This is a genomic window from Nonomuraea spiralis (assembly GCF_014648435.1).
GTDB lineage: Bacteria > Actinomycetota > Actinomycetes > Streptosporangiales > Streptosporangiaceae > Nonomuraea > Nonomuraea spiralis.
Window position 1 is genome coordinate 97,387 of sequence record NZ_BMRC01000024.1, and the last position, 21,446, is coordinate 118,832.

A 21,446-nucleotide genomic window follows, 5' to 3' on the forward strand; every position below is an offset into this window, starting at 1 on the left:
CGAAGTCTCACGCCGTCACCCGCTTGGGCGCGCCGGGCACCACCGCGTCGGGCCGGCGCAGGTAGATGGGCCGCGGCGGGTCGAGAGGGGTGCCCTCGGCCAGCCGCTCGGCGGCCAGCGCGGCCAGCGCGCCCGCGTAGGGGTAGGGCGGGGCGTCGTGGTCGCCCAGGACGTCGGGGTAGAGCGCGGCGCCGGCGCCGACGACCGGCAGGCCCTCGACGGGCACGTCGGCCGGCCGGTCGACGAACGGCCCGTCGGCGCGGGTGCGCATGTCCTGGTAACGCGCCCAGAACACCTCCTTGCGCCGGGCGTCGGTGGCGACGAGGAACGGCTCGCCGAGCCCGCTGCCGTAGGCGACCGCGTCGAGGGTGCAGATGCCGTACGCGGGGACGGCGAGCGTCGTCGCGAGCCCCTGGGCGGTCATCAGACCGACGCGCAGACCGGTGTACGGCCCCGGGCCGCTGCCCGCGACGATGGCCGTCACGTCACGCAGGGCGGCGCCGGAGTCGGCCAGCACACGTTCGATGGTGGGGACGAGCAGCTCGCCGTGGCGGCGGGCGTCGATCGTCGTGGACTCGGCGAGCACCCGCTCGCCGTCGTGGAGGGCGGCGGTGACGGCGGGCGTCGCGGTATCAAAGGCCAGGACCAGCACGACTGTTTAGCCTACCCGCCGCACGGGTCACACCCAGCCGGTACGCCGTTTCAGCCACTCCAGCGCGACCACGCCCTGCGCCCGCTGGAACGCCCTGAGCGTGGGCAGCCCAGGCGGGTCGGCCTGGCGGCCCTGCCGGACGAAGTAGCCGGTGATCGCCGCGAGCACCGCGGTGACCGCCGGGTCGGGATCGTCGAACAGCTCGTGCGGGGCGGGGCCGCCCTGCATGGCGACCGACGGCAACATGGCGACCCGGTCGTACCAGGGCGCGGCCAGGCAGGCCCAGGGCCAGTCGACGACGTAGACGCGGTCGGACGTGAGCAGGATGTTGTCGGCCCGCAGGTCGGCGTGGACCAGCGTGTCGCCGGCCGCCGCGGCGGCCCAGCCGGACTCCAGCGCGGCCAGCTCGGTCAGGTTGCGCAGCGCCCACGGGTCGAGCCCCGAAGTGTCCTCGTCGAGGAGGCTGCGCCAGCCCTGGAACGAGTCGCCCATGACCTCGCCGACCGTGGGAGCCGCGATCGGCGACGGGCTGAGCGCGGCCGACATCTCCTTCAGCGCCAGGAGCACCCGGTCGAGCTCGTCGCGCCGCCAGGGCATCGCGGGGTGGACGGCCTCGACGTCCTCGAAGACCAGCGTCACCCAGCCCTCCAGCTCGAAGCCGGTCAGCAGCTTCGGTGCGGGGACCGACTCGGGCAGCGCGGCGGCGTTCCTGAGTTCGGACCGGTAGATGGCGACGCTGTCGGGATTGGGCTCGGGACCGACGGCCTTGACGAACGCGCGCCGACCCGCCGCGGTCCGCAGACGCACCGCGGCGGCCGGGGAGAAGCCTCCCTGCTGGGTGACGGCCTCGACGATCGGGCCGCCGAGGAAGGCTTCGACCGCCTCGCGCACCAGCGGGTGGACGTCCTCCCAGGGCACGCGGGCACCGGACGCGGGCGGGTTGGTGTCTGTGCTCATAGCTCCGTCTGGGTCAGGCTTTGGAGGCGTAGACGATGATGTTGTCGACGTACTCGCCTTTGGAGTAGTCGAACTTACCGCCACAGGTCACCAGTTTCAGCCCGTCGTCCACATACACCCGCCTTGCCGGGAAGTGGTCCTTGGAGACCTGCTCGATGGCGTCCACCTTGAAGCTGACGACCTTGCCGTCGCTGCGTTCCACCTTGACGGTCTCGCCCTTGCGTAACTGCCTGAGCTTGTAGAACACGGCGGGGGCGGTCTTGGTGTCGACGTGGCCGATGATCACCGAGGCGCCCTTCTCGCCGGGCACCGCGCTGCCGCTGAACCAGCCGGCCATCTTCGGCTTCTCGTACGGCGGCAGCTCGACCTCGCCGTCCTTGCTCAGCCCGAGCTTCATCAGCGGGGCCTCGACGTCGATCGACGGGATGTCGATGCTCTTGGGCACCACCGCCGCCGCGGGCGTGGAGGAGCTCTGCATGCTCTTGCCGAACGCGACCAGCAGCAGGCCCGTGGCGGCGCCCGCGAGCACCACCCGTCCTGGACGTGCCATCGACTACGCCCGGCTGCGCCGCTTGACCGCCACGACCGCGCCTCCGACGAGCGCCAGGGCGATCAGCGCGCCTGCGGGGCCGAGCGGGAAGGAGGACTCGTCGTCGACGTCCTGGCCGAAGGTGCCGCCGCCGCCCGCCCTGGGCGCCTTGGTGGGCACGCCGGTCGGCTCGGCCTCGGCCCTGGCCACCTTGAGCGTGGCCTTGCCGACGTCATTGGTGCCCTCGCACTTGACGTCGACGGTGTACGAGCCGCGCTTGACCGTGCCGGAGACCGTCGCCTCGCCGCGTACCCAGGGTGAGCCGTTGGCCGGGCTGCTGGTCGCGGTGGGCGTGGCCGACGCCGCCGGTACGGGGTTGAGCGGGACGCCGTTGATGAACGCCCGCGAGGTCGCGGTGCCCGTGTGGGCCGGACCGCCGGACGGCAGCGGGCAGTTGGCCAGGATCCACACCTTGGACGTCTCACCCGCCGTGACCCGGTCGGGGTTGAGCTGGACCGCGATGTTCGGCCTCTTGGTGGCCGGTGGAGCGGTCGTGGTGGCGGTCGCGTCGGCCGTGGCGGACGTCGTCGCCGCGCCTGTCGGTGTCTCCGTCGGTGTGGTCTCGGCCGAGGCCGCACAACCGGTCAGCCCGACCACCATGATGGCACCCGCGTACGCGACTCGCCTGACCCTGAGCACCGCCGCACCCCACTTTGCCGTCCTGCACCCAGCATCCACCAAATATGCGGATGTCGCCCCTCCTGATACCCAGAAATTCTGGGCAAATCCCTGACCAACGATCATGATTTATGTCATCGGCCGGGTACGTCAAGGGTGCCAGTTTTGCCAGGGATTGACGGAGGTTTTAGCCTTCCGCCGGATCAGACGGCGTGTCGGCCCACCGCGCCCCCACCCCGCGCATGGTCACCAGGCGGGCGTCGTCGCCGGTCTCCCGGTCGATGTGGATCTCCAGCCGGTCCTCGGCCAGCCCCTCGACCAGGCCCTCACCCCACTCGACCACGGTGACCGACTCCTCCAGCGAGGCGTCGAGGTCGAGGTCGTCGACCTCCAGGTCGCCGCCCAGCCGGTAGGCGTCGGCGTGCACCAGGGGCGGGCCCTGGTGCAGCGACGGGTGCACTCTGGCGATCACGAAGGTGGGCGAGGTGATCGGCCCGCGTACTTTGAGACCCTCGGCGATGCCCTGGACCAGCGTGGTCTTGCCGGCGCCGAGCGGGCCGGACAACACGACCAGGTCTCCGGGGCGCAGGTGGGCCGCCAGGCGCGTGCCGTAGGCCCGCATGTCCTCCGCTGTCGCCAGTCGCACTACAACTCCACTCGCTTGATCAGGTCGCGCAGCGCGTCGTTGACGATCCCGGGACGCTCCAGCTGGACCAGGTGGGAGGTGTCGGGGATCTCGGCGAGCTGCGCCTTGGGCAGCGCGGCCGCGATGGCCCTGCTGTGGTCGGGCGGGGTCAGCCAGTCGCGATCGCCGAAGACGATGGCGGTCGGGACCGGGTCGAGCACGTGCAGCGCGGACAGCTTGTCGTGGTTCATCAGGGCCGGGTAGAAGGCGGCGAACACCTCGGTGGGGGTCTGCCTGATCATCGACTCGGCGAAGTCGACCACGGTCGGGCTGACGTTGGAGGAATCGCCGAAGCCCATGTGGCGGGTGATCAGGAAGGCGATGTCGCTGCCCGCGGAGCGGGTCTTGTCGATCAGCGAGCCCTTCCTGCCGAGCAGCGACACGGTGGACGGCGCGATCTTGTGCACGGCCTTCGACACCATCGCCGGCAGCCCGAGCGTCAGCTCGGCCAGCTTGCCCGCCGAGGTCGCGATGAGCGCGACCGCCCGGATCTTCTCGCCGAACAGCTCAGGGCGGCTGTCGGCCAGCGCCATGATCGTCATGCCGCCCATGGAGTGGCCGACCACCACGCACGGACCGGGCACGAACTCCTCGATCACCTCGGCCAGGTCCTGCCCGAGCCGGTCGATCGTGCTGTCGTCGGCCGTGCCGCGCTGCGAACGGCCGTGGGAGCGGATGTCCCACAACACGAGGCGGTAGTTCTCGCGCAGGTCCTTGCGCTGGTAGTGCCACGATTCGAGGTTGAGGCAGTAGCCGTGGCACAACACGATCGTCAGCGGCGCGTCTTCGGGGCCGTCGATCTCCACGTGCAGCGCCACGCCGTCGGAGGTGACGAGCGTGTGCTCCCTGCCGCGCAGCTCGCCGAACGGCTCGCTGGCCTCCTCGTCGTGCCGCAGCCTGATCCGGCCGACCGCGATGCGCTTGGCCAGAGCGGCCGCCGCGACGCCGGCCGAGGCCGCTCCGACGATCGCGCCGGCGATCCCGACCCTGCGCCGTGTTGTCGTCGTCATGTCCCCGATCCTTCTCCGCTCATGGCCGCTCCGGAGTGTCCGTGGTCACATGCTGGTGGACCCGTGGCACCCGGGAACCGATCCTGGTCACGATCTCATGAGTGATCGTGCCGAGGGTATCCGCCCATTCCTGAACGGTCGGCTCTCCCCCGTCACCCGGGCCGAACAGCACGACCTCGTCACCGGGCGACAAGGGGTCGTCGCCCACGTCGATCACGAACTGGTCCATGCACACCCGGCCCGCCACCTTCCGGCGGCGCCCGCCCGCCAGCACCTCGGCTCTTCCCGTCGCGTGCCGGAGTATGCCGTCGGCGTAGCCGAGCGGGACGAGGCCGAGGGTGGTCTCGCGGTCGGTGACGTAGAGGTGCCCGTAGGACACGCCCGACTCCTCCGGGACCCGCTTGGTCAGGGCGATCCTGGCCGTCAGCGTCATGGCGGGACGCAGCCCGAAGTCGCCCAGCTCGGGGACGGGGCTCAGGCCGTACATGGCGATGCCTGGCCGGACCAGGTCGAAGCGGGCGGCGGGCAGGGTCAGGACGGCCGCCGAGTTGGACACGTGCCTGATCACGGAGGACCCGGCGGCGCCCGCCTGCTCGGCCTGCTTCAGCGCGCTCTCGTACGCCTCCAGCTGCTGCCCGACCGAGGGATGACCGGGGACGTCGGCGCAGGCGAAGTGGGACCACACGCCGACGATCTCGACGACGCCCTCCGCCCGCAGCTCCAGCGCCTTGCTCAGCAGGCCCGGCCAGGCGGCCAGCGGCGCGCCGCCCCTGCCCATGCCGGTGTCGGCCTCCAGGTGGAGCCGCGCCGGGCGGCCCGCGCGGCGGGCGGCGGCGGCGATCTCGACGAGCAGGCCCTCGTGGGCCGCCGACAGCTCGATGTCCTCTTCGACGGCCCGGTCGAGGGGCTCGCCCGGGGTGATCAGCCAGGCCAGGACGGGCGCGGTGACCCCGCCGGCGCGCAGCGCGAGCGCCTCGCCGACGAACGCCGTGCCCAGCCGGGACGCGCCGCCCTCCAGCACCGCCTTGGCCGAGGGGACGAGCCCGTGGCCGTAGGCGTCGGCCTTGACGGCCCCCATCAACTCGGCGCCGCCCGCGCGCTCCTTCAGCAGGGCGACGTTGCGCCGGATGGCGGCCAGGTCGACCCGCGCCTCGGCGGGGGTGGCCATCGAGGAGTACATCTCTCCAGTGTGGCAGCTCAGACGGGTGGTCGAGCGCGGTTCGCGCCGCTCAGGGGCGGGGTTCGCCGTGGACGGAGCGGATGGCCTCGGGGACGGCCGTCGCCACCCCGGCGGAGGTGAGCGGGGCGCCGCGGGCGGCCAGCCGGCCGGCCAGCCCGTGCAGGTACGCGCCGACGGAGGCCGCGTCGTAACAGCCCAACCCTTGGGCCAGCAGCGCGCCCGCCACGCCTGACAACACGTCGCCGGTGCCGCCGGTGGCCAGCCACGACGTGCCCGTCCCGTTGACCCGCACCGGCCTCGCCTCCTCGGCCACCACCGTGGTCGAGCCCTTGAGCAGCACGGTCACGCCCAGCTCGGCCGCGGCCCGCCGGACGTGCTCCAGCCGGGCGGCCTCGATGTCGTCGCGGCTCACGCCGATCAGCCGCGACAACTCGCCCGCGTGCGGCGTGATCAGCACGGGCGCGCGCCTGCGCAGCAACGACCGGTCGCGGGCCACCAGCGTCAGCCCGTCGGCGTCGATCAGCACGGGGACGTCCGAGGCCAGCACGCGCGCCGCCAGCTCGTGCGCCCAGTCGCCGGTGCCGAGCCCGGGGCCGAGCAGCCAGGCCTGGACACGGCCGACGTGCTCGATCGACGGCCGGTCGAGCGGGGTGATCACCGCTTCGGGCCAGTGGGCGCGTACCTGCTGGACGGGCTCGTGCGTGCCGGCGTAGCGGACCAGACCCGCGCCGGCCCGCAGCGCGCCGCCGACGGCCAGCACGGCCGCGCCGGTGTACAGGTCGCTGCCCGCGGCGACCCCGAGCACGCCCCTGCGGTATTTGTCGGACTCGTTGCCGGGCCGCGGCAGCAGGTCCTCCACGTCCGCGCGGGTCAGCGCCGCGACGTCGGGGTCGGGCAGGAAGGGGCCGAGCCCGATGTCGACCAGCTCGACGGTGCCCGTGTGCGCGGCCCCCGGATCGACGAGCAACCCCGTCTTGTACGCCCCCATCGTCACCGTCACCCGCGCCCGCACCGCCGCGCCCGCGACCTGCCCGGTGCTCGCGTCGACGCCGCTCGGCACGTCCACGGCGACGACCGTGCCGTGGGCCGTGTTCGCCTCCTCCGCCAGCCGCGCGTACGGCTCGCGCAGCGCGCCCGAGACCCCGATGCCGACCAGCCCGTCGACGATCAGGTCGGCCTCGCCGACGGCCGCCTGCTCGGCGACCCGGCCGCCGGCGTCCAGGAAGGCGCGCAGGCCGGCCTCGTGCGTCTTGGAGCCGGCCAGGACCGCTTCCACGCGGGCTCCCCGGCGGGCCAGGCGTTCGCCGGCGTAGAGGGCGTCACCGCCGTTGTCGCCGCTGCCGACCAGGAGGACGACCCGTCTGCCGTACACGCGGCCGAGCAGGTCGGCGCAGGCGGCGGCGAGGCCGTGGGCGGCCCGCTGCATGAGGGTGCCCTCGGGCAGGCGCGCCATCAGCGTGCGCTCGGCGTGCCGGATCTGGTCGGCGGTGTAGGCGGTCTTCATGGCCTCACTCCGTTCGGCTGCTCCGTCGCGCGCATGATCCGAAGCTATCCCTCCGCGATCACGTAGGCCACGGCGACGCCCCCGTCGTGGCTGAGCGACAGGTGCCAGCGCTTGACCCCGAGGCCGTACGCGACGTCGGCGACCTTGCCCGAGACGTGCAGCTCCGGCTTGCCGAGTTCGTCGCAGCGCACCTCGGCCTCCAGGTGCCCGAGGCCCTTGGGCGCGCCGAGCGCCTTGGCCACGGCCTCCTTGGCGGCGAAGCGGGCGGCCAGCGAGTGCGTCGGCAGCGGCCGTTCCCCCTCGGTGAACAGCCGCTCCCGCAACCGCGGCGTACGTTCGAGAGCCGCCTCGAAGCGGGCGATGTCGACGAGGTCCACTCCGATACCCAGGATCATCTCCCCAGGCTACTCAGAACAGGCCGCGCTCCCACGGCCCCCAGATGGCGAACGAGCGCCCGCGCTTGGCCTGGACGTTGACGTACAGCGTGTGCCCGCCCGGCCCGAACGTCGAGCCCGCAAACTCCGCGCCCGGATCGTCCGGGATCGGCTGGAGGCGGCAGAAGTCGAAGATCTGGCCCGTCCTGGTCAGGCCGCGCAGGTAGTTGTCGCCGTCGCCGTCCTCGCAGAGCACCAGCGTGCCGCGGCGGCTGACGGTCACGTTGTCGGGCAGGTCGAGCGCCGACGAGCGCGGGGACTCGTAGACGAGCCTGAGCCGCCCGCTCCACGTCTCGTACGCCCACACCTGCCCCCGCCCCTCGCCGAACCCGGGGGGCGGCGTGTCGCCCGGCGCGGTCGCCCCGCCCTGGGTGGAGACGAAGTACACGACGCCCTGGTGGAACACCGCGCCCTCCAGCCTGGCGAAGATCGCCGCGCCGCCCGCCCGTCCCTGGCGGCCCACCGCCTGGACGGCCTCCTCGTTGGACGGCCTGCCGGTGAAGGCGGGGTCGGGGTCGTCGATGTCCACCCACGCGGTGGCGTACGAGGCGCCCGCCGGCTGCCCGCGCGACAGGTCGGCGCGCGCCCTGCCCTTGACGGCGAGCATCTGCAACCGGCCGCCGTCGAGCAGCCGGCCGGCCTGCACCGGGTGCTTGGGCGGCAGGTAGCGGTAGAAGCCGGAGGGGAAGGAGAAGTTGTCCTCGGTGAGGTAGAGGGCTCCGGTGGAGGGGTCGAAGGCGGCCGACTCGTGCGGGAAGCGGCCGGCCGATCTGATCGGGCGCGCGCTCGCGGCCCGATCGACGGGCACCTCGAACAGGTAGCCGTGCCCGCGCGTGAGCCTGCTGTTGTCGCCGCCGGAGGAGTCGTCGCCCACGTCGGGGCCGTTGACCGTCTCCTCGCAGCTCACCCAGGCCCGCCAGGGCATGGGACCGCCGGAGCAGTTCATCATGGTGCCGTTGAGCGAGGGGCCGCTCCTGATCACCTCGCCGTGGCGGGTGACGTGCAGGGTCGAGGTGCCGCCGCCGGCCGCGGGGTCGTAGGCGGCGCTCTCGTCGCCGAACGCGCCGACCGGGCCGTTGACTTCGTGGTTGCGTACGAGGATCGTGCTGTCCTTCGGGCCGGCGAAGGCCGCCATGCCGTCGTGCCTGCCGGGCACGGTGGTCCCGTCGGAGAACTTCTCGCCCGCGGCGCTGAAGGAGCGGTACCTGAACCCGTCGGGCAGGTGCAGGCGTACCTTGCCGTCACGCAGGTCGGCGACCGGCTTGAGACGGCCGTACCCCGGCGCCGGAGCCGGCCGGGCGCCGCCCTGGGCCGCGGCGCAGGCGGCCCCGGTGAAGGGCCCGGCGGCGGCGACCACGTTGGCGATGAAGCGGCGACGATGCACAAGACCCTCCCGGGAGGCCACGTCCGGAACAGTAGCCGCCCGCCGCCTCCGGTACGCCCGGATCGTCAGGACCGGTCTTCCTTCCCAGAATCATCCTTTGGTAATCCCACGTTTTTATCCACAGGCTGTGGATTATCGTCGGCCCACACCCGCCCATGATCGCATTTGTCCTACATCGCTACGCTGCCTAGGTGAACAACGGCTACGTGGAACTGAGCAGGGAGCAGTGGAGCGAACTCCGCAAGAACACGCCCTTGACTCTCACCGCAAACGAGCTGGAAGACCTGCGCGGCGTCGATGATCCCATCGACCTCACCGAGGTCACCGACATCTACCTCCCCCTGACCCGGCTGCTGAACCTGCACTTCACCGGGTCCAAGCAGCGCAGCACCGTGCTCGGCGCCTTCCTCGGGCATCCAGGGGCGCGGGTGCCGTACATCCTGGGCATCGCCGGCAGCGTCGCGGTCGGCAAGTCGACGACGGCGCGGCTCCTGCACACCCTGCTGGCCCGCTGGCCCGAGCACCCGCACGTCGAGCTGATCACCACCGACAGTTTCCTCTACCCCAACGCGGTGCTGGAGGCCAAGGGCATCATGCACCGCAAGGGTTTCCCGGAGAGCTACGACCGGCGCGCGCTGGTCAGGTTCGTGGCGGAGGTCAAGGCGGGCGTCCCCGAGGCGTACGCGCCCGTCTACAGCCATCTGGAGTACGACATCGTCCCCGGCGCCCGCCAGGTCGTGAAAAATCCAGACATCTTGATCATCGAGGGCCTCAACGTCCTGCAGCCCGCCCCGCCCACGTCCCTCGCGGTCAACGACTACTTCGACTTCTCCATCTACGTGGACGCGAAGGTCGAGGACATCCGCACCTGGTACGTCGAACGGTTCCACAAGCTCCGCCGCACCGCCTTCGAGGACCCGAAGTCCTACTTCAAGTACATCGCCGAGCTGACGTACGAGGAGGCCACGGAGTTCGCGGTCAACGTCTGGCGCGACATCAACGAGCGCAACCTGGTCGAGAACATCGCCCCCACCAGAGGCCGCGCCGACCTCGTCCTGAAGAAGGGCGCCGACCACGCGGTCAGGCGGGTACGGCTTCGCCGGACCTGAACACCTCGTCGAAGACGTAGACGGCGAACCTGCCCGCGCACTCCTGGTCGTCGATGTCGGCGAACCAGCAGTCCTCACCATGATCGTGGCATCTGAAGCGAGTCATGTGAGGCAGCCTCGCGTACGGCGGTCAACACGACGTCAACGTCCGATGGACAAGAATGGCGGGGTGCTGCATCTGCGACTGATCGTCCCCGCCGGGCGCAGCGACGAGGCCGTCGCGGTGCTGGAAGAGTGCACGGGCGTCACCAACATCGTCGTCCTGCCCGGCGCCGCCCGCGAGCCGGCGGGCGACGTCGTCCTCTGCGACGCCGCCCGCGAGGCGGCCAACGTGGTGATCAGCCGGCTCAAATGGCTGGAGGACGTCGGCTCGATCGCCATCGAGCAGGTGGACCTGTCGCTGTCCAGGGCCGCCACGGCGGCGGTCGAGGAGGCGCCCGGCGACCCCGACGACGCGGTGGTCTGGGAGGAGCTGGCCCACAAGGTCTCCAGCGAGTCGCGCATCACCTGGGCGTACCTGGCGTTCCTGGCCATCGCCACGCAGCTCGCGGGCATCGGCGTGCTGCAGAACTCGCCCATCCTGATCGTCGGCGCGATGGTGCTCGGGCCGGAGTTCGGCGCGATCGCGGCCATCTGCTTCGGCCTGCTCGGCCGGCGCGGACGCCTGATCACCACCGCCCTCAGGACGCTGGTCATCGGCTTCACGGTGGCCATCGCCGTCACCTTCGCCTGCGCGCTGGTCTCCAACTGGCTCGGCTGGATCGACATCGGCAACCTCAAGGTGAACGCGGAGGTGCAGTTCATCGTCAAGCCGGACAAGTGGTCGTTCATCGTGGCGCTGCTGGCGGGGGCGGCAGGCGTCCTGTCGGTGACGGCGGGCAAGTCCTCGGCCCTGATCGGCGTGTTCATCTCGGTCACCACGGTCCCGGCGGCCGGCTACCTCGCCGTCGCGCTGGGGCTCGGCGACTGGGCGGAGGTCGCGGGGTCGGTCTCGCAGCTCGCGGTGAACGTGCTCGGCATGATCATCTCAGGCACGGCCACGCTCGCGGTCCAGCGGAAATTCTGGCCTCAAGTAGGACAGCGTTCATCCGTGTGAACGAGGCCACGCCCTCCCTGTGCCAGGTAGGGTCCGCCACATGCACATCCTCGCCACCGAGGGGCTGACCAAACGTTTCCCCACCGTCACGGCGGTCGACGGGCTCACGGTGACCGTGGGATCCGGCGTCACCGGCCTGGTCGGGGCGAACGGCGCGGGCAAGTCGACGCTGATCAAGATCCTGCTCGGCCTGCTGCCGCCCAGCGAGGGCGTCGCGCGGGTGCTCGACCTCGACGTCACCGCCCAGGGCGCCGAGATCCGCAGGCTCGTCGGCTACATGCCCGAGCACGAATGCCTCCCTCCCGACGTCTCCGCGACCGAACTGGTCGTCCACCTCGCCAGGATCTCCGGCCTGCCGCGTACGGCCGCCCGCGAGCGCGCCGCCGACGTGCTGCGCCACGTGGGCCTGGCCGAAGAGCGCTACCGCCCGATCGGCGGCTACTCCACCGGCATGAAGCAGCGGGTCAAGCTGGCCCAAGCCCTCGTGCACGACCCCAAGCTCGTCTTCCTCGACGAGCCCACCAACGGGCTCGACCCGCGCGGACGCGACGAGATGCTGACGCTGATCCGGCGCATCGGCACCGAGTTCGGCATCAGCGTGCTGGTCACCTCCCACCTGCTGGGCGAGCTCGAACGCATCTGCGACCACGTCATCGTCATCGACGCCGGCCGGCTGCTGCGCTCGTCGGCGATCGCGGACTTCACCCAGGCCACGCAGACGGTCACGGTCGAGGTCGAGGAGGGCCTGGATCCCCTGGCCAGACGCCTGACCGAGACCGGACAGACCGTCTCCCAGCAGGGCCGCATGCTGGTGGTCAAGGTGGCCGGGCCCGAGACGTTCGACGCGATCCGCGACGCCGCCGTCGACCTCGACCTGTGCCTGATCCGCCTCGAACAGGGACGCCACCGCATCGAGGACGTCTTCAGGGAGGAGGTGGCCAGTGTCTGAGATCTACGACATCGGCTACCGGCACTACGACGGCCCCCGCCTGGGCGGCGGCCACGCCACCCGCGCGCTCGCCGTCCACAGCCTGCGCGGCATCTTCGGGCTCGGCCGCCCGGCGCGCAGCAAGATCGTGCCGTTCGCGCTGGTCGTCATCATGTTGCTGCCCATGGTCGTGTCGATCGCGCTGATGGCGCTGGCCCAGCAGCGCGGCATCCCGTACAGCGGGTTCGCGGTCGTCATGCAGGCCGTGGTGGCGATCTTCCTGGCCTCCCAGGCGCCCACGGTCGTCGCGCCCGACCTGCGCCACCGCGTGCTGCCCCTGTACCTGTCCCGTCCGATCTCGGTCTTCCAGTACGTCACCGCCAAGGTCGCCGCGATGACCACCGCGCTGTTCCTGCTGGTCGGCGCGCCGCTGACACTCCTGTGGATCGGCGAGCTGCTCGTGGACATGCCCGGCCCGCCCGCCACCGGCGAATACCTCGGCGCGCTGCTCATGGCGCTGGTGCTGGCGCTGCTGCTGTCGGCGTTCGGCCTGGCCCTCGCCTCGTTCACGCCGCGGCGCGGGCTCGGGGTGGCCTCGGTGATCACCGTCTACCTGCTGTCGTTCGCGTCGGTGCCGGTGATCTACAGCACGTTGGTGTCCACGGGCAACGAGGCCGCGGCCTCTTGGGCCTGGGTGATGGATCCGTTCTGGCTGGTCGACTCCGTGCAGTCGTGGTTGTTCGGCACCCCGACCCACGCCGAGGGCGCCTACCCCAACGGCCCGATCTCGGCCCTGATCCTGGTGGTCCTGATCGGCGTCGGCCTGGCCGCCCTCGCGCTGCGCTACAGGAAGGCGGCCTCGCGATGAGGATCGAGCTCTCCCAGGTCTCCCGCTGGTACGGCAACGTGGTGGCGGTCAACGACGTGACCATGACGATCGGCCCCGGCGTCACCGGCCTGCTCGGCCCCAACGGCGCGGGCAAGTCCACGCTGCTGCACATGATGGCCGGTTTCCTCGCGCCGTCCGGCGGCTCGGTCACCCTGGACGGCACCCAGGTCTGGAAGAACCACAACATCTACCGAAATATCGGCCTAGTCCCGGAACGGGAGGGCGTGTACGGCTTCCTCACCGGCTGGCAGTTCGTCCTGTCCGCCGCCCGCCTCCACGGCCTCCCCGACCCCGTCGAGGCCGCCCGCAAGGCCCTCGCCACGGTCGAGATGGAGGAGCCGAAGGACCGCCGGGTGGAGACGTACTCCAAGGGCATGCGCCAGCGTGTCAAGGTGGCCGCCGCCCTGGTGCACGATCCGGCCGTGCTGCTCCTCGACGAGCCGTTCAACGGCATGGACCCGCGCCAGCGCCTTCACCTGATGGACCTCATCCGCGCCATGGGCACCGCGGGCAAGACGATCCTGTTCAGCTCCCACATCCTGGAGGAGGTCGAGCGGGTCGCCCAGCACATCGAGGTCCTGGTGTCGGGCCGGCACGCGGCTTCGGGCAACTTCCGCGAGATCAGGCGCCTGATGACCGACAGGCCCCACCTGTTCATGATCCGCTCCAGCGACGACAGGAAGCTCGCCGCGGCCCTGATCCGCGACGAGTCGGCCGGCGGCATCACGCTCCGCCCGGACGGCCTGGAGGTCCAGGCGAGCGAGTTCCGGCGCTTCGCCCGGCTGCTCCCCCGCGTCGCCCGGGACGAGGGCGTCCGCCTGCACCAGGTCTCACCGGCCGACGAAGACCTGGAGAGCGTCTTCTCCTACCTGATCAACAGGAGCACCTGAATGAACACCGTGGTCGCGGGCATCACGTACCGCTCCCTGCTCGGGCGCCGCCGCATCATCCTGCTCCTGCTGCTCCCGCTCACCCTGATCGGCCTGGCGGTGCTGCTGCGCCTGCTGGACGGCGCCGATCAGCGCTCGGCCGTGATTCTGATGCAGAAGTTCGCCGTCGGCGCCGTGCTGCCCCTGCTGGGCGTCATCGCGGGCACGGGTGTCATCGCCCCCGAGATCGACGACGGCACGGTCATCCACCTGATGTCCAAGCCCATCTCCCGGCCCGTGATCGTCCAGACCAAGTTCCTGGTGGCGGCCTCGATCATGGCCCTGTTCTCGGTGGTGCCGACCTACCTCGCGGCCTGGATCCTCGTACGCGACGAGGACGGCATCGCGGCCGGCTTCGCCCTGGGCGCCCTCGTGGCGGGGATCGCCTACGCCGCCCTCTTCCTGTTCCTCGGGGTCGTGACCAAGCACGCGGTCACGATCGGCGTCATCTACGCCCTCGTCTGGGAGGTCGTGGTGGGCAACCTCATCCCGGGGGCCCGCAAGTTCTCGATCCAGCAGTGGTCCCAGACGATCGCCGACCAGATCTCCGACTCGCCGTTCCTGAAGACCGACGTCACGCTGGGCTTCGCCGTCCCGGCGCTGGTCATCGTCACCGTCGGCGCGGTCTTCTGGGCCGGACGCAGACTACGGGTGTTCGCGCTCACCGGCGACGAGTAGCGGGGCGCGGACGACGCCGGCGGGCGCGGCACCAGGCCGCACCCGCCGCACGCGGCTCAGGACGCGCAGGCCGTACGGACCACGTCGGCCAGGCGGCCCGCCACCAGGTTGGCGTGCTCCTCCGACGCCGCCTCCACCATCACCCGGATCATGGGCTCGGTGCCGCTCGGCCTGATCAGCACCCGCCCGGTCTCCCCCAGCTCCGCCTCGGCCTCGGCCACGGCGGCGATGAGCTCGGGCACCGACGCCTTGCCCTTGTCGACGTCCTTGACGTTGATCAGGATCTGCGGCAGCGGGGTCATCACGGCGGCCAGCTCCTTCAGCGGGACACCCGACTTGGCCACCACGCCCAGCAGGTGGAGCGAGGTGAGCAGGCCGTCGCCCGTGGTGGCGTGGTCGAGCATGATGACATGACCCGACTGCTCGCCGCCCAGGTTGAACCCGTCGGACTTCATGCGTTCGAGCACGTAACGGTCGCCGACCGCGGTCTCGATCACGGTGATGCCGCTGTCGCGCATCGCCAGTTTGAAGCCCAGGTTGGACATGACGGTCGCGACCACGGTGTCCTTGGCCAGCAGGCCGTCGCCGTGCATGGCAGCGGCGAGCACCGCCATGATCTGGTCGCCGTCGACGATCGTGCCCGTGTGGTCGACCGCGAGGCAGCGGTCGGCGTCGCCGTCGTAGGCCACGCCCATGTCGGCGCCCCTGGACACGACCACCTGGCGGATCTTGTCCAGGTGGGTGGAGCCGTGGCCGGCGTTGATGTTGAGCCCGTCAGGTCTGGCACCGATGGCCTCGACCCGGGCGCCCGCGCGTACCAGCGCCTCGGGCGCGACCATGTGGGCGGCGCCGTGCGCGCAGTCGACGACGATGTGCAGGCCGTCGAGCGCGGCGGTCATAGTGGTCAGGACGTGCGAGATGTAACGGTCGGCCTCGCCGTACGCGTCGCGCACCCGCCCGACCCCCGAACCGACGGGGAAGGACCAGCTCTCACCGAGCCGGCGCTCGATCTCGTCCTCGACCGCGTCGGACAGCTTGAAGCCGCCCCTGGCCAGGAACTTGATCCCGTTGTCCGGCGCCGGGTTGTGCGACGCGGACAGCATGACGCCGAGGTCGGCGCCGAGCGCGGCGGTGAGATGGGCGACGGCCGGGGTGGGCAGCACGCCGAGGCGCAACACGTCCACTCCAGACGCCGCGAGGCCGGCGACCACTGCGGCCTCCAGGAATTCCCCGGAGGCTCGCGGGTCCCGGCCCACGACGGCCACGGGACGACGTCCCGTGGCCGCGAACGCGCCCGCATCACCGAGTACATGGGCGGCCGCCACGGACAGGTCCATGGCCAGCTCGGCCGTGAGGTCGCGACCAGCGACCCCACGTATCCCATCGGTGCCGAAAAGGCGCGCCAATTTAGCGCTTGCTGTACTGCGGAGCCTTGCGGGCCTTCTTGAGGCCGTACTTCTTCCGCTCCGTGGCGCGGGCGTCACGGGTGAGGAAGCCGGCCTTCTTCAGCGGCGGGCGGTTGACATCGACGTCCAGGATCGCCAGGGCGCGGGACAGGCCCATGCGCAGCGCGCCGGCCTGGCCGGTGACGCCGCCGCCGTCGATGCGCGCGATCACGTCGAACGCCTCCTCGGCGCCGAGGACCACGAAGGGCTCGTTGACGATCTGCTGGTGGACCTTGTTCGGGAAGTAGACGTCCAGCGAACGGCCGTTGATCGTCCACTTGCCGGTGCCGGGGACGATGCGCACGCGGGCGATCGCCTCCTTGCGCCGGCCCGTGCCGTACGAGTTGCCCGTGGTGACGGGCTTGCGCACGGGCGCGTCAGCGCTGGCAGCGGACTCGGTGGTGTACTCGGACGGGAAGTCCTCGCCGGAGAATTCCTCCAGCTCGGCCTCGACGACCGTCTCGACACCGGTGGGCTCAGCCACGGTTCTCCTCTAACTCTTTCGAACTACTACTGGGCGATCTGGGTGATCTGGAACTGCACCGGCTGCTGAGCCTGGTGCGGGTGCTCGGTACCCGCGTAGACCTTCAGCTTCTTGGCCATCTTCCGGCCGAGGGAGTTCTTCGGCAGCATGCCCTTGACGGCCTTCTCAACGGCCTTCTCCGGCCGCTTGTCCATGAGCTCGCCATAGGTGACGGAACGCAGACCGCCCGGGTAGCCCGAGTGACGGTACGCCTTCTTCTGCTCACGCTTGTTACCGCTCAGCGCGATCTTGTCGGCGTTGATGACGATGACGAAGTCACCGGTGTCGACGTGGTTCGCGAAGATCGGCTTGTGCTTGCCGCGGAGCAGGTTCGCGACGTGGCTGGCCAGCCGGCCCAGCACGACATCGGTCGCGTCGATGACGTACCACTGACGCTGGACGTCGGCGGGCTTCGGTGAGTACGTGCGCACGGTCGTAGCCTTCTTTTGCTCGCGTCTTCGGCGCTGTCGGATGCGACAGCTTCATGGGTCGGTCGGTGCGGGCACACGGCAGCCCGGACCTTCCGTCTCCCGAACCCGATGGGCTTGATGATGGGAGATGACGCCGGACGCGCCGCGCATCGGTCACGCTGGACCTATGCACACAACGAACGATTAGGTTACCCGCCTGAAGGCGCGCAGGTCAAAAGACCGGTAACCCTGCACGAGTCTACCCGACGACAGAACGGTTCCATTTCGTTTCCCTGGGATCCCTTCTTTCCCAGTACCCGACATCTCTATCGTTAGCTGCGGTATGTGGCGGAACTCTCACACCCGGCAAACCCAGCAGGGCGCGCGGCGCCGGAACGGTCTGGGCGTGCTGGCCTGCCTGATGGCGGCCCTGTTCACCGGAGTGCTGCTCGGCCGGCTGTCCGACGACGTCGAGCCCACCGCCCACATCTACCTCAACGAGACCGCCCCGCCCGCCGCGGCCTCGGGGCGTCCGGGGCCGACCGCTGTGAAGAAGGCCCAGCCCGAGCTGGACCGCATTCCCCGCCAGGCCACCACGGTCAAGACCCCGCGCGGCAGAACCACCCCCAAGCCCACGAAGACCCCCGAAGGGCAGATCGCGGGCTTCGACGCCCAGGACGACCCCACCCAGGTGTTCACCGGCGGCGGCGGCGAGCCGGCCAAGGTGATCCCCGGCCTGGCCGCGCGGGTCGTCGCGCTCACCAACGCCGCGCGTGCCGAGCGCGGCTGCGGGCCGCTGCGGGTGGACGGCCGGCTGGGGCGCTCGGCGCGCGAGCACTCGCTGGAGATGGCGCGTACCGGGCAACTCGCTCACAACTCCCCCGACGGCGCCTCCCCCTGGGACCGGATGAACCGCGCCGGGTACCACTGGGGCGCCGCCGAGAACATCGGCAACGGCTACAGCACGCCCGAGCAGGCCGTACGCGGCTGGCTGGACAGCCGTGACCAGCGCAGGAACATCCTGGACTGCACCCTCAAGGCCATCGGCGTGGGCGTCGCCTCCGGACCGGACGGCCCGTGGTGGACCCAGGATTTCGGAACTCAATGACGAACATCACGGTAATGTCTCCGCATGGTTTCCAACGGCAATGAGGAACGTGGCATGGACAGCGGTCCCCGCCGTTCGCGCAGGGGCCGCGCCGCCGGGGGCGAGACCACCGGGCAGTCACCGCTAGGGGCCCCACCGGCGCAGGCGTCGCCCTCTGGGCAGACGACATTCTTCGGACAACCGCCATACGCTGGGCAAGCGCCGCAATCCGGGCAACCGCCGTACCCTGGGCAGCCGCCGCAGTCGGCGGACTCGCCGCTGTCGTCGCCGTCGTCGGAGTCGTCACAGTCGTCGCCGTCGCCGCAGAGCAGGGTCGGCTGGAGCCCGTACGACGAGGGGCGGCGCTCGCGCGCGCCCCTCTGGTTCGCGATCGGCGGCGTCGCGCTGCTGGCCCTGCTCGGCGGCGGCCTCACGCTGATGTGGAAGGCGGGCGGCAGCACCACCACCGAGGCCGCGAGGCCCACCAGGACCTCCGCGCCGCTCCCCTCGACCCCGCCCGGCAAGTACGGCTTCGCCGCCGGACGTACGACCGATCCCGACCCGATCTCGGTCAAGGAGTTCTTCGGCTCGAAGAAGAAGATCACCGTCTCCGGGCGCGCGTACGAGATGACGGTCACCAGCAAGGACAAGAAGTGCACTGACGGCGCCCTGGGCGACAAGCTGCAGAAGGCACTCAAGTCCGGCAAGTGCACCCAGCTCGTACGGGCCAGCTTCCGCGACAAGTCCGGCAAGGTGATCGGCACGATCGGCGTGGCCAACCTCAAGACGAGCGGCACCGCGACCAAGGTGGCCAAGGTCGGCGACGCGAGCAACTACGTCAAGCCACTGGCTGGCAAGGACAGCGTCACCAAGTTCCTCGGCTCGGGCAGCGGCGGGGCCAGGATCTCGACCCACGGCCACTACGCGATCATGGTCTGGTTCCAGAACAAGGACGGCAGCAAGCCGGACAAGAAGGGCTCCAAGCGCATCTTCGAGGCCATCAAGGACCTCACCGGCGCGACCGTCTTCAAGGCTCTGGACAACCGTACGATGACGGGGACCGCGCTGAGCTGAACCGACATGGGGTCCAATAGCCGCCCAAAAGGGACGGTGGATCCCGTCGGGAACCCCCATACCGACATAACGATCTCGCTACTCTCGCTAGGCTCCCCCTATGCGTGGCCAGGAACCCGGGTCTGAGCACGATCGCAGGGAAGCCGACCGTACGACCGCACGAGCGCTGCCACCGCCGAGCTTCGGCCAGACCGACGGGGACGTCCCACGGACGTTCACCGGGTCCGAGGAGCCGACCGGCGACGAGGCACGGCTTTCGCGTACCCAGGCGCAGTCCGGCGAGGCGTCGCCCGGGCAGCAGCCGTGGGAGGTGGCCGGCGACGACTCGGCCGCCTACGACTGGTTCGCCGACGACGAGCCGGACACCGCCCCCACGGCCGCCCCGGCTCCCCCGACGCGCCCGACCGCCGGCACCCCTCCCGTCCCTTACGACCCCACGACCGGCGCCCCCCGCGGCCCCCGGGCCGACGAGGACTCCCTCACCACCCCCCACCGACACACCACCCCTTCCTGGCCCCCCACCCCCGAACCACCCCACACCTCCCGCTGGGCCCCCGAACCTCCGGCCCCGGCTCCCCCCACCTGGGCTCCCCCGGCCTCCGACGAACCGGCGTGGACCCCCGAAGCCTCCGACACAACCGAATGGGCCCCCCGAACAGCCGCCGAAGCCACCTGGGGCCGCCCCGAGACCCCCAGGCAGGATCCCGAACCCGACCACACCCCCACCTGGGCCCCACCCACCGAGGACCACCCCACCGCCCCGCGCACCGAGAGCGACGCTGCTTGGGGACCGCGCGCTGAGGGCGACACTGCCTGGGGGCCGCGTGCCGAAGGCGGCACGTCACAGGGTCGGCAGGGTGAGGGGGGCGCCTCCTGGGCCGCCACCCCCGAAGAGTGGGCCGCCACGCCCGAGGAAGAGCCCCCCGCCTGGCCGGCCAAGCCCGTGGTGCCGGGCGCGCCGCCGTGGGAACCGCCGCCGGCGTTCACGGCCGCCGCCGCGGGATTGCAGGTCTGGCCCGCCCCGGTCGCCGACCCGGACGTCATGCCGCCCTGGCCTGCCGCCACGGGCGAACTGGTCGCCGAACCCGACACCGACGACCCGGCAACCACCCCCCCAGCCCCTCAAACCGGCCACCCCACCGGCCACGCCGCAGACCCGGCGACCAGCGCCCAGGCCGGCCCGGCAATGGACCCCCAGACCGGCCACCCCACGGTCCCGCTGAGCAGCCCTGCGTTCACCGCGGCCACCGGCGCGCCGACTGACCTCAACGCCACCACACCCGCGTCCCTCCGCAGCCCCGACGCCCCGCCGCAGGACCGCGACACCGGCCCGTACAACCGGGACCGGGACACCACCCCGTACGCCCCCGACGCCTCGCTGTACGGCGGCGGCCGTGACGCCTCCCCGTACGACCCCGACGCCACCAGGCCGGGCGGGCTGCCCAGAACGGCCCACTACTTCGACCCCGAGGCCGCCAAGCGCGACGCCGCCGCCCACCAGCAGGCCACCCCCGCCCCTCCCCACGACGAGCACAACCCCGTAACCCAGAACACCCCACCCCAGGGCATCCGTACGTCCGACCCCCGCGAGGAGCCCACCGGCCCCATGCGGACGGCCCATTACGTCGAGCCCCACCCCACCAACCCGACGGGCCGCCCCCCGGAGCCCGGCGACGTCCCCGTTTGGCCCCCCGTATCCCCTACGCCCCCCATCGAGGAGAGGCACCAGGGGGACAACCAGCCCACCCCCCGAAACCCGGCAGAAGACCGCCCCGAGGACAAAAACCCCGCAACCCCCCGCCCAGCAGCCAACCAAACGGCGGACAACCGGGCGGACAACCGGGCAGACAGCGGAGCAGAAACCTGGGCAGACGTCCGAACCGCAGACCTCCAGCGGACGGAAGAGAGCCGAGCAGAAGAAGGGCAGCCCCAGGACAAGCGGTCCGAGGACAAGCCATCCGAGGACAGACTCCCCGACCTGCCCTTCAACCAGGACATGTGGACCAAGAGGCCCAGCACCGCCCTGGACCTCCCCACCCCACCCCAAGGCACCCCCACGTTCCCCCCGGGCGCCTTCAGACAACCCCCGTTCCAGATCCCACCCCCACCCCCACCCGCCCGGGGCAAGAGCAGACGCGCCCTGCTGGTCACACTCGGCGCCCTGGCCCTGGCAGGCGTGGCGACCGGCGGTTTCTTCGCCTACCGGGCCCTCAGCACCACCCCGCCGCCCGCCGCCACGACGGCCGCCCGTCCCACCCCACCCGC

General features: G+C 71.3%; 22 protein-coding genes and 1 pseudogene. 9 read left to right on the plus strand and 14 right to left on the minus strand.

All coding sequences use genetic code 11. The features are described from left to right. Nucleotides 1–7: 7 nt before the first annotated feature. The 10 genes from tsaB to IEZ27_RS40330 form a co-directional block, all read right to left on the minus strand. Nucleotides 8–652: a tRNA (adenosine(37)-N6)-threonylcarbamoyltransferase complex dimerization subunit type 1 TsaB gene (gene tsaB, locus IEZ27_RS40285; protein ID WP_189652082.1), complete on the minus strand. Its 645-nt coding sequence runs from the start codon at nt 650–652 to the stop codon at nt 8–10. Nucleotides 653–679: 27 nt separating this feature from the next. After that, nucleotides 680–1,609, minus strand: a complete 930-nt coding sequence (locus IEZ27_RS40290) for a phosphotransferase (protein WP_189652083.1) — start codon at nt 1,607–1,609, stop codon at nt 680–682. A gap of 13 nt (nt 1,610–1,622) precedes the next feature. Continuing rightward, the gene (locus tag IEZ27_RS40295; protein ID WP_189652084.1) at nt 1,623–2,159 is read right to left on the minus strand and encodes a class F sortase; all 537 of its coding nucleotides are present in this window, start codon (nt 2,157–2,159) and stop codon (nt 1,623–1,625) included. Between the two features lie 3 nt (nt 2,160–2,162). After that, nucleotides 2,163–2,837: a hypothetical protein gene (locus tag IEZ27_RS40300; RefSeq protein WP_189652085.1), complete on the minus strand. Its 675-nt coding sequence runs from the start codon at nt 2,835–2,837 to the stop codon at nt 2,163–2,165. Nucleotides 2,838–3,003: 166 nt separating this feature from the next. Then, nucleotides 3,004–3,462 (minus strand): tRNA (adenosine(37)-N6)-threonylcarbamoyltransferase complex ATPase subunit type 1 TsaE, encoded by a 459-nt coding sequence (tsaE, locus tag IEZ27_RS40305; protein ID WP_268246115.1) that lies wholly within the window; start codon nt 3,460–3,462, stop codon nt 3,004–3,006. Further along, entirely contained in the window at nt 3,462–4,511 is a 1,050-nt protein-coding gene (locus IEZ27_RS40310) for an alpha/beta fold hydrolase (RefSeq protein WP_189652086.1), read from the minus strand. Before IEZ27_RS40310 ends, tsaE begins: the two co-directional genes overlap by 1 nt. Nucleotides 4,512–4,530: 19 nt before the next feature. Then, complete coding sequence (gene alr, locus IEZ27_RS40315) at nt 4,531–5,679, minus strand: alanine racemase (protein ID WP_189652116.1); 1,149 nt, start codon at nt 5,677–5,679, stop codon at nt 4,531–4,533. 61 nt (nt 5,680–5,740) lie between these two features. Then, nucleotides 5,741–7,195 (minus strand): NAD(P)H-hydrate dehydratase, encoded by a 1,455-nt coding sequence (locus IEZ27_RS40320; RefSeq protein ID WP_189652087.1) that lies wholly within the window; start codon nt 7,193–7,195, stop codon nt 5,741–5,743. Between the two features lie 44 nt (nt 7,196–7,239). Then, nucleotides 7,240–7,590, minus strand: a complete 351-nt coding sequence (locus tag IEZ27_RS40325) for a holo-ACP synthase (protein WP_125644622.1) — start codon at nt 7,588–7,590, stop codon at nt 7,240–7,242. A gap of 13 nt (nt 7,591–7,603) precedes the next feature. Continuing rightward, nucleotides 7,604–9,013, minus strand: a complete 1,410-nt coding sequence (locus IEZ27_RS40330; protein WP_189652088.1) for an alkaline phosphatase PhoX — start codon at nt 9,011–9,013, stop codon at nt 7,604–7,606. A 206-nt stretch (nt 9,014–9,219) separates the two neighbouring features. Between IEZ27_RS40330 and coaA the strand changes: the two genes are divergently transcribed. Further along, a complete protein-coding gene (coaA, locus tag IEZ27_RS40335) occupies nt 9,220–10,122 on the plus strand; it encodes a type I pantothenate kinase (RefSeq protein WP_189652117.1) in 903 nt (300 codons plus the stop codon). On the opposite strand, the gene IEZ27_RS55155 is transcribed toward coaA, so the two are convergent. After that, nucleotides 10,094–10,228: a hypothetical protein gene (locus IEZ27_RS55155; protein WP_260478245.1), complete on the minus strand. Its 135-nt coding sequence runs from the start codon at nt 10,226–10,228 to the stop codon at nt 10,094–10,096. The two genes, coaA and IEZ27_RS55155, sit on opposite strands and share 29 nt — an antisense overlap. Nucleotides 10,229–10,291: 63 nt before the next feature. Between IEZ27_RS55155 and IEZ27_RS40340 the strand changes: the two genes are divergently transcribed. Genes IEZ27_RS40340 through IEZ27_RS40360 form a run of 5 tightly spaced genes read left to right on the plus strand, consistent with a single transcriptional unit; the run spans nt 10,292 to nt 14,642 of the window. Next, nucleotides 10,292–11,218 carry a DUF389 domain-containing protein gene (locus IEZ27_RS40340; RefSeq protein ID WP_125644628.1) on the plus strand — a complete coding sequence of 309 codons (927 nt, stop codon included), beginning with the start codon at nt 10,292–10,294 and terminating at the stop codon, nt 11,216–11,218. A 40-nt stretch (nt 11,219–11,258) separates the two neighbouring features. Further along, nucleotides 11,259–12,167: an ABC transporter ATP-binding protein gene (locus IEZ27_RS40345; protein WP_189652089.1), complete on the plus strand. Its 909-nt coding sequence runs from the start codon at nt 11,259–11,261 to the stop codon at nt 12,165–12,167. After that, a complete protein-coding gene (locus IEZ27_RS40350; protein ID WP_125644631.1) occupies nt 12,160–13,014 on the plus strand; it encodes an ABC transporter permease in 855 nt (284 codons plus the stop codon). The genes IEZ27_RS40345 and IEZ27_RS40350 overlap by 8 nt, the downstream gene beginning before the upstream one ends. Then, a complete protein-coding gene (locus IEZ27_RS40355; RefSeq protein ID WP_189652090.1) occupies nt 13,011–13,925 on the plus strand; it encodes an ABC transporter ATP-binding protein in 915 nt (304 codons plus the stop codon). Before IEZ27_RS40350 ends, IEZ27_RS40355 begins: the two co-directional genes overlap by 4 nt. After that, nucleotides 13,926–14,642, plus strand: a complete 717-nt coding sequence (locus tag IEZ27_RS40360) for an ABC transporter permease (protein WP_189652091.1) — start codon at nt 13,926–13,928, stop codon at nt 14,640–14,642. It abuts the gene before it with no gap. A 56-nt stretch (nt 14,643–14,698) separates the two neighbouring features. On the opposite strand, the gene glmM is transcribed toward IEZ27_RS40360, so the two are convergent. Genes glmM through rplM form a run of 3 tightly spaced genes read right to left on the minus strand, consistent with a single transcriptional unit; the run spans nt 14,699 to nt 17,041 of the window. Further along, nucleotides 14,699–16,048, minus strand: a complete 1,350-nt coding sequence (gene glmM, locus IEZ27_RS40365; RefSeq protein ID WP_189652092.1) for a phosphoglucosamine mutase — start codon at nt 16,046–16,048, stop codon at nt 14,699–14,701. Nucleotide 16,049: 1 nt separating this feature from the next. Next, complete coding sequence (gene rpsI / locus IEZ27_RS40370) at nt 16,050–16,571, minus strand: 30S ribosomal protein S9 (protein WP_189652093.1); 522 nt, start codon at nt 16,569–16,571, stop codon at nt 16,050–16,052. 26 nt (nt 16,572–16,597) lie between these two features. Next, nucleotides 16,598–17,041: a 50S ribosomal protein L13 gene (gene rplM / locus IEZ27_RS40375; protein WP_189652094.1), complete on the minus strand. Its 444-nt coding sequence runs from the start codon at nt 17,039–17,041 to the stop codon at nt 16,598–16,600. A gap of 322 nt (nt 17,042–17,363) precedes the next feature. On the opposite strand from rplM, the gene IEZ27_RS40380 reads away from it, so the two are divergent. The 3 genes and pseudogenes from IEZ27_RS40380 to IEZ27_RS40390 all read left to right on the plus strand — a co-directional run. Continuing rightward, entirely contained in the window at nt 17,364–18,128 is a 765-nt protein-coding gene (locus IEZ27_RS40380; RefSeq protein ID WP_189652095.1) for a CAP domain-containing protein, read from the plus strand. A 54-nt stretch (nt 18,129–18,182) separates the two neighbouring features. After that, nucleotides 18,183–19,181 carry a hypothetical protein gene (locus tag IEZ27_RS40385; protein ID WP_189652096.1) on the plus strand — a complete coding sequence of 333 codons (999 nt, stop codon included), beginning with the start codon at nt 18,183–18,185 and terminating at the stop codon, nt 19,179–19,181. A 100-nt stretch (nt 19,182–19,281) separates the two neighbouring features. Beyond that, a pseudogene (locus IEZ27_RS40390) lies at nt 19,282–21,446 on the plus strand (hypothetical protein); the annotation flags it as partial.

Coding starts and splice junctions, on each gene's coding strand:
- IEZ27_RS40355 (WP_189652090.1), top strand. CDS start 13,011: ATGAGGATCGAGCTCTCCCAGGTCTCCCGCTGGTACGGCAACGTGGTG.
- alr (WP_189652116.1), bottom strand. CDS start 5,679: ATGGCCACCCCCGCCGAGGCGCGGGTCGACCTGGCCGCCATCCGGCGC.
- IEZ27_RS40380 (WP_189652095.1), top strand. CDS start 17,364: ATGTGGCGGAACTCTCACACCCGGCAAACCCAGCAGGGCGCGCGGCGC.
- IEZ27_RS40290 (WP_189652083.1), bottom strand. CDS start 1,609: ATGAGCACAGACACCAACCCGCCCGCGTCCGGTGCCCGCGTGCCCTGG.
- IEZ27_RS40320 (WP_189652087.1), bottom strand. CDS start 7,195: ATGAAGACCGCCTACACCGCCGACCAGATCCGGCACGCCGAGCGCACG.
- IEZ27_RS40360 (WP_189652091.1), top strand. CDS start 13,926: ATGAACACCGTGGTCGCGGGCATCACGTACCGCTCCCTGCTCGGGCGC.
- IEZ27_RS40325 (WP_125644622.1), bottom strand. CDS start 7,590: ATGATCCTGGGTATCGGAGTGGACCTCGTCGACATCGCCCGCTTCGAG.
- IEZ27_RS55155 (WP_260478245.1), bottom strand. CDS start 10,228: ATGACTCGCTTCAGATGCCACGATCATGGTGAGGACTGCTGGTTCGCC.
- IEZ27_RS40295 (WP_189652084.1), bottom strand. CDS start 2,159: ATGGCACGTCCAGGACGGGTGGTGCTCGCGGGCGCCGCCACGGGCCTG.
- IEZ27_RS40310 (WP_189652086.1), bottom strand. CDS start 4,511: ATGACGACGACAACACGGCGCAGGGTCGGGATCGCCGGCGCGATCGTC.
- IEZ27_RS40345 (WP_189652089.1), top strand. CDS start 11,259: ATGCACATCCTCGCCACCGAGGGGCTGACCAAACGTTTCCCCACCGTC.
- IEZ27_RS40385 (WP_189652096.1), top strand. CDS start 18,183: ATGGACAGCGGTCCCCGCCGTTCGCGCAGGGGCCGCGCCGCCGGGGGC.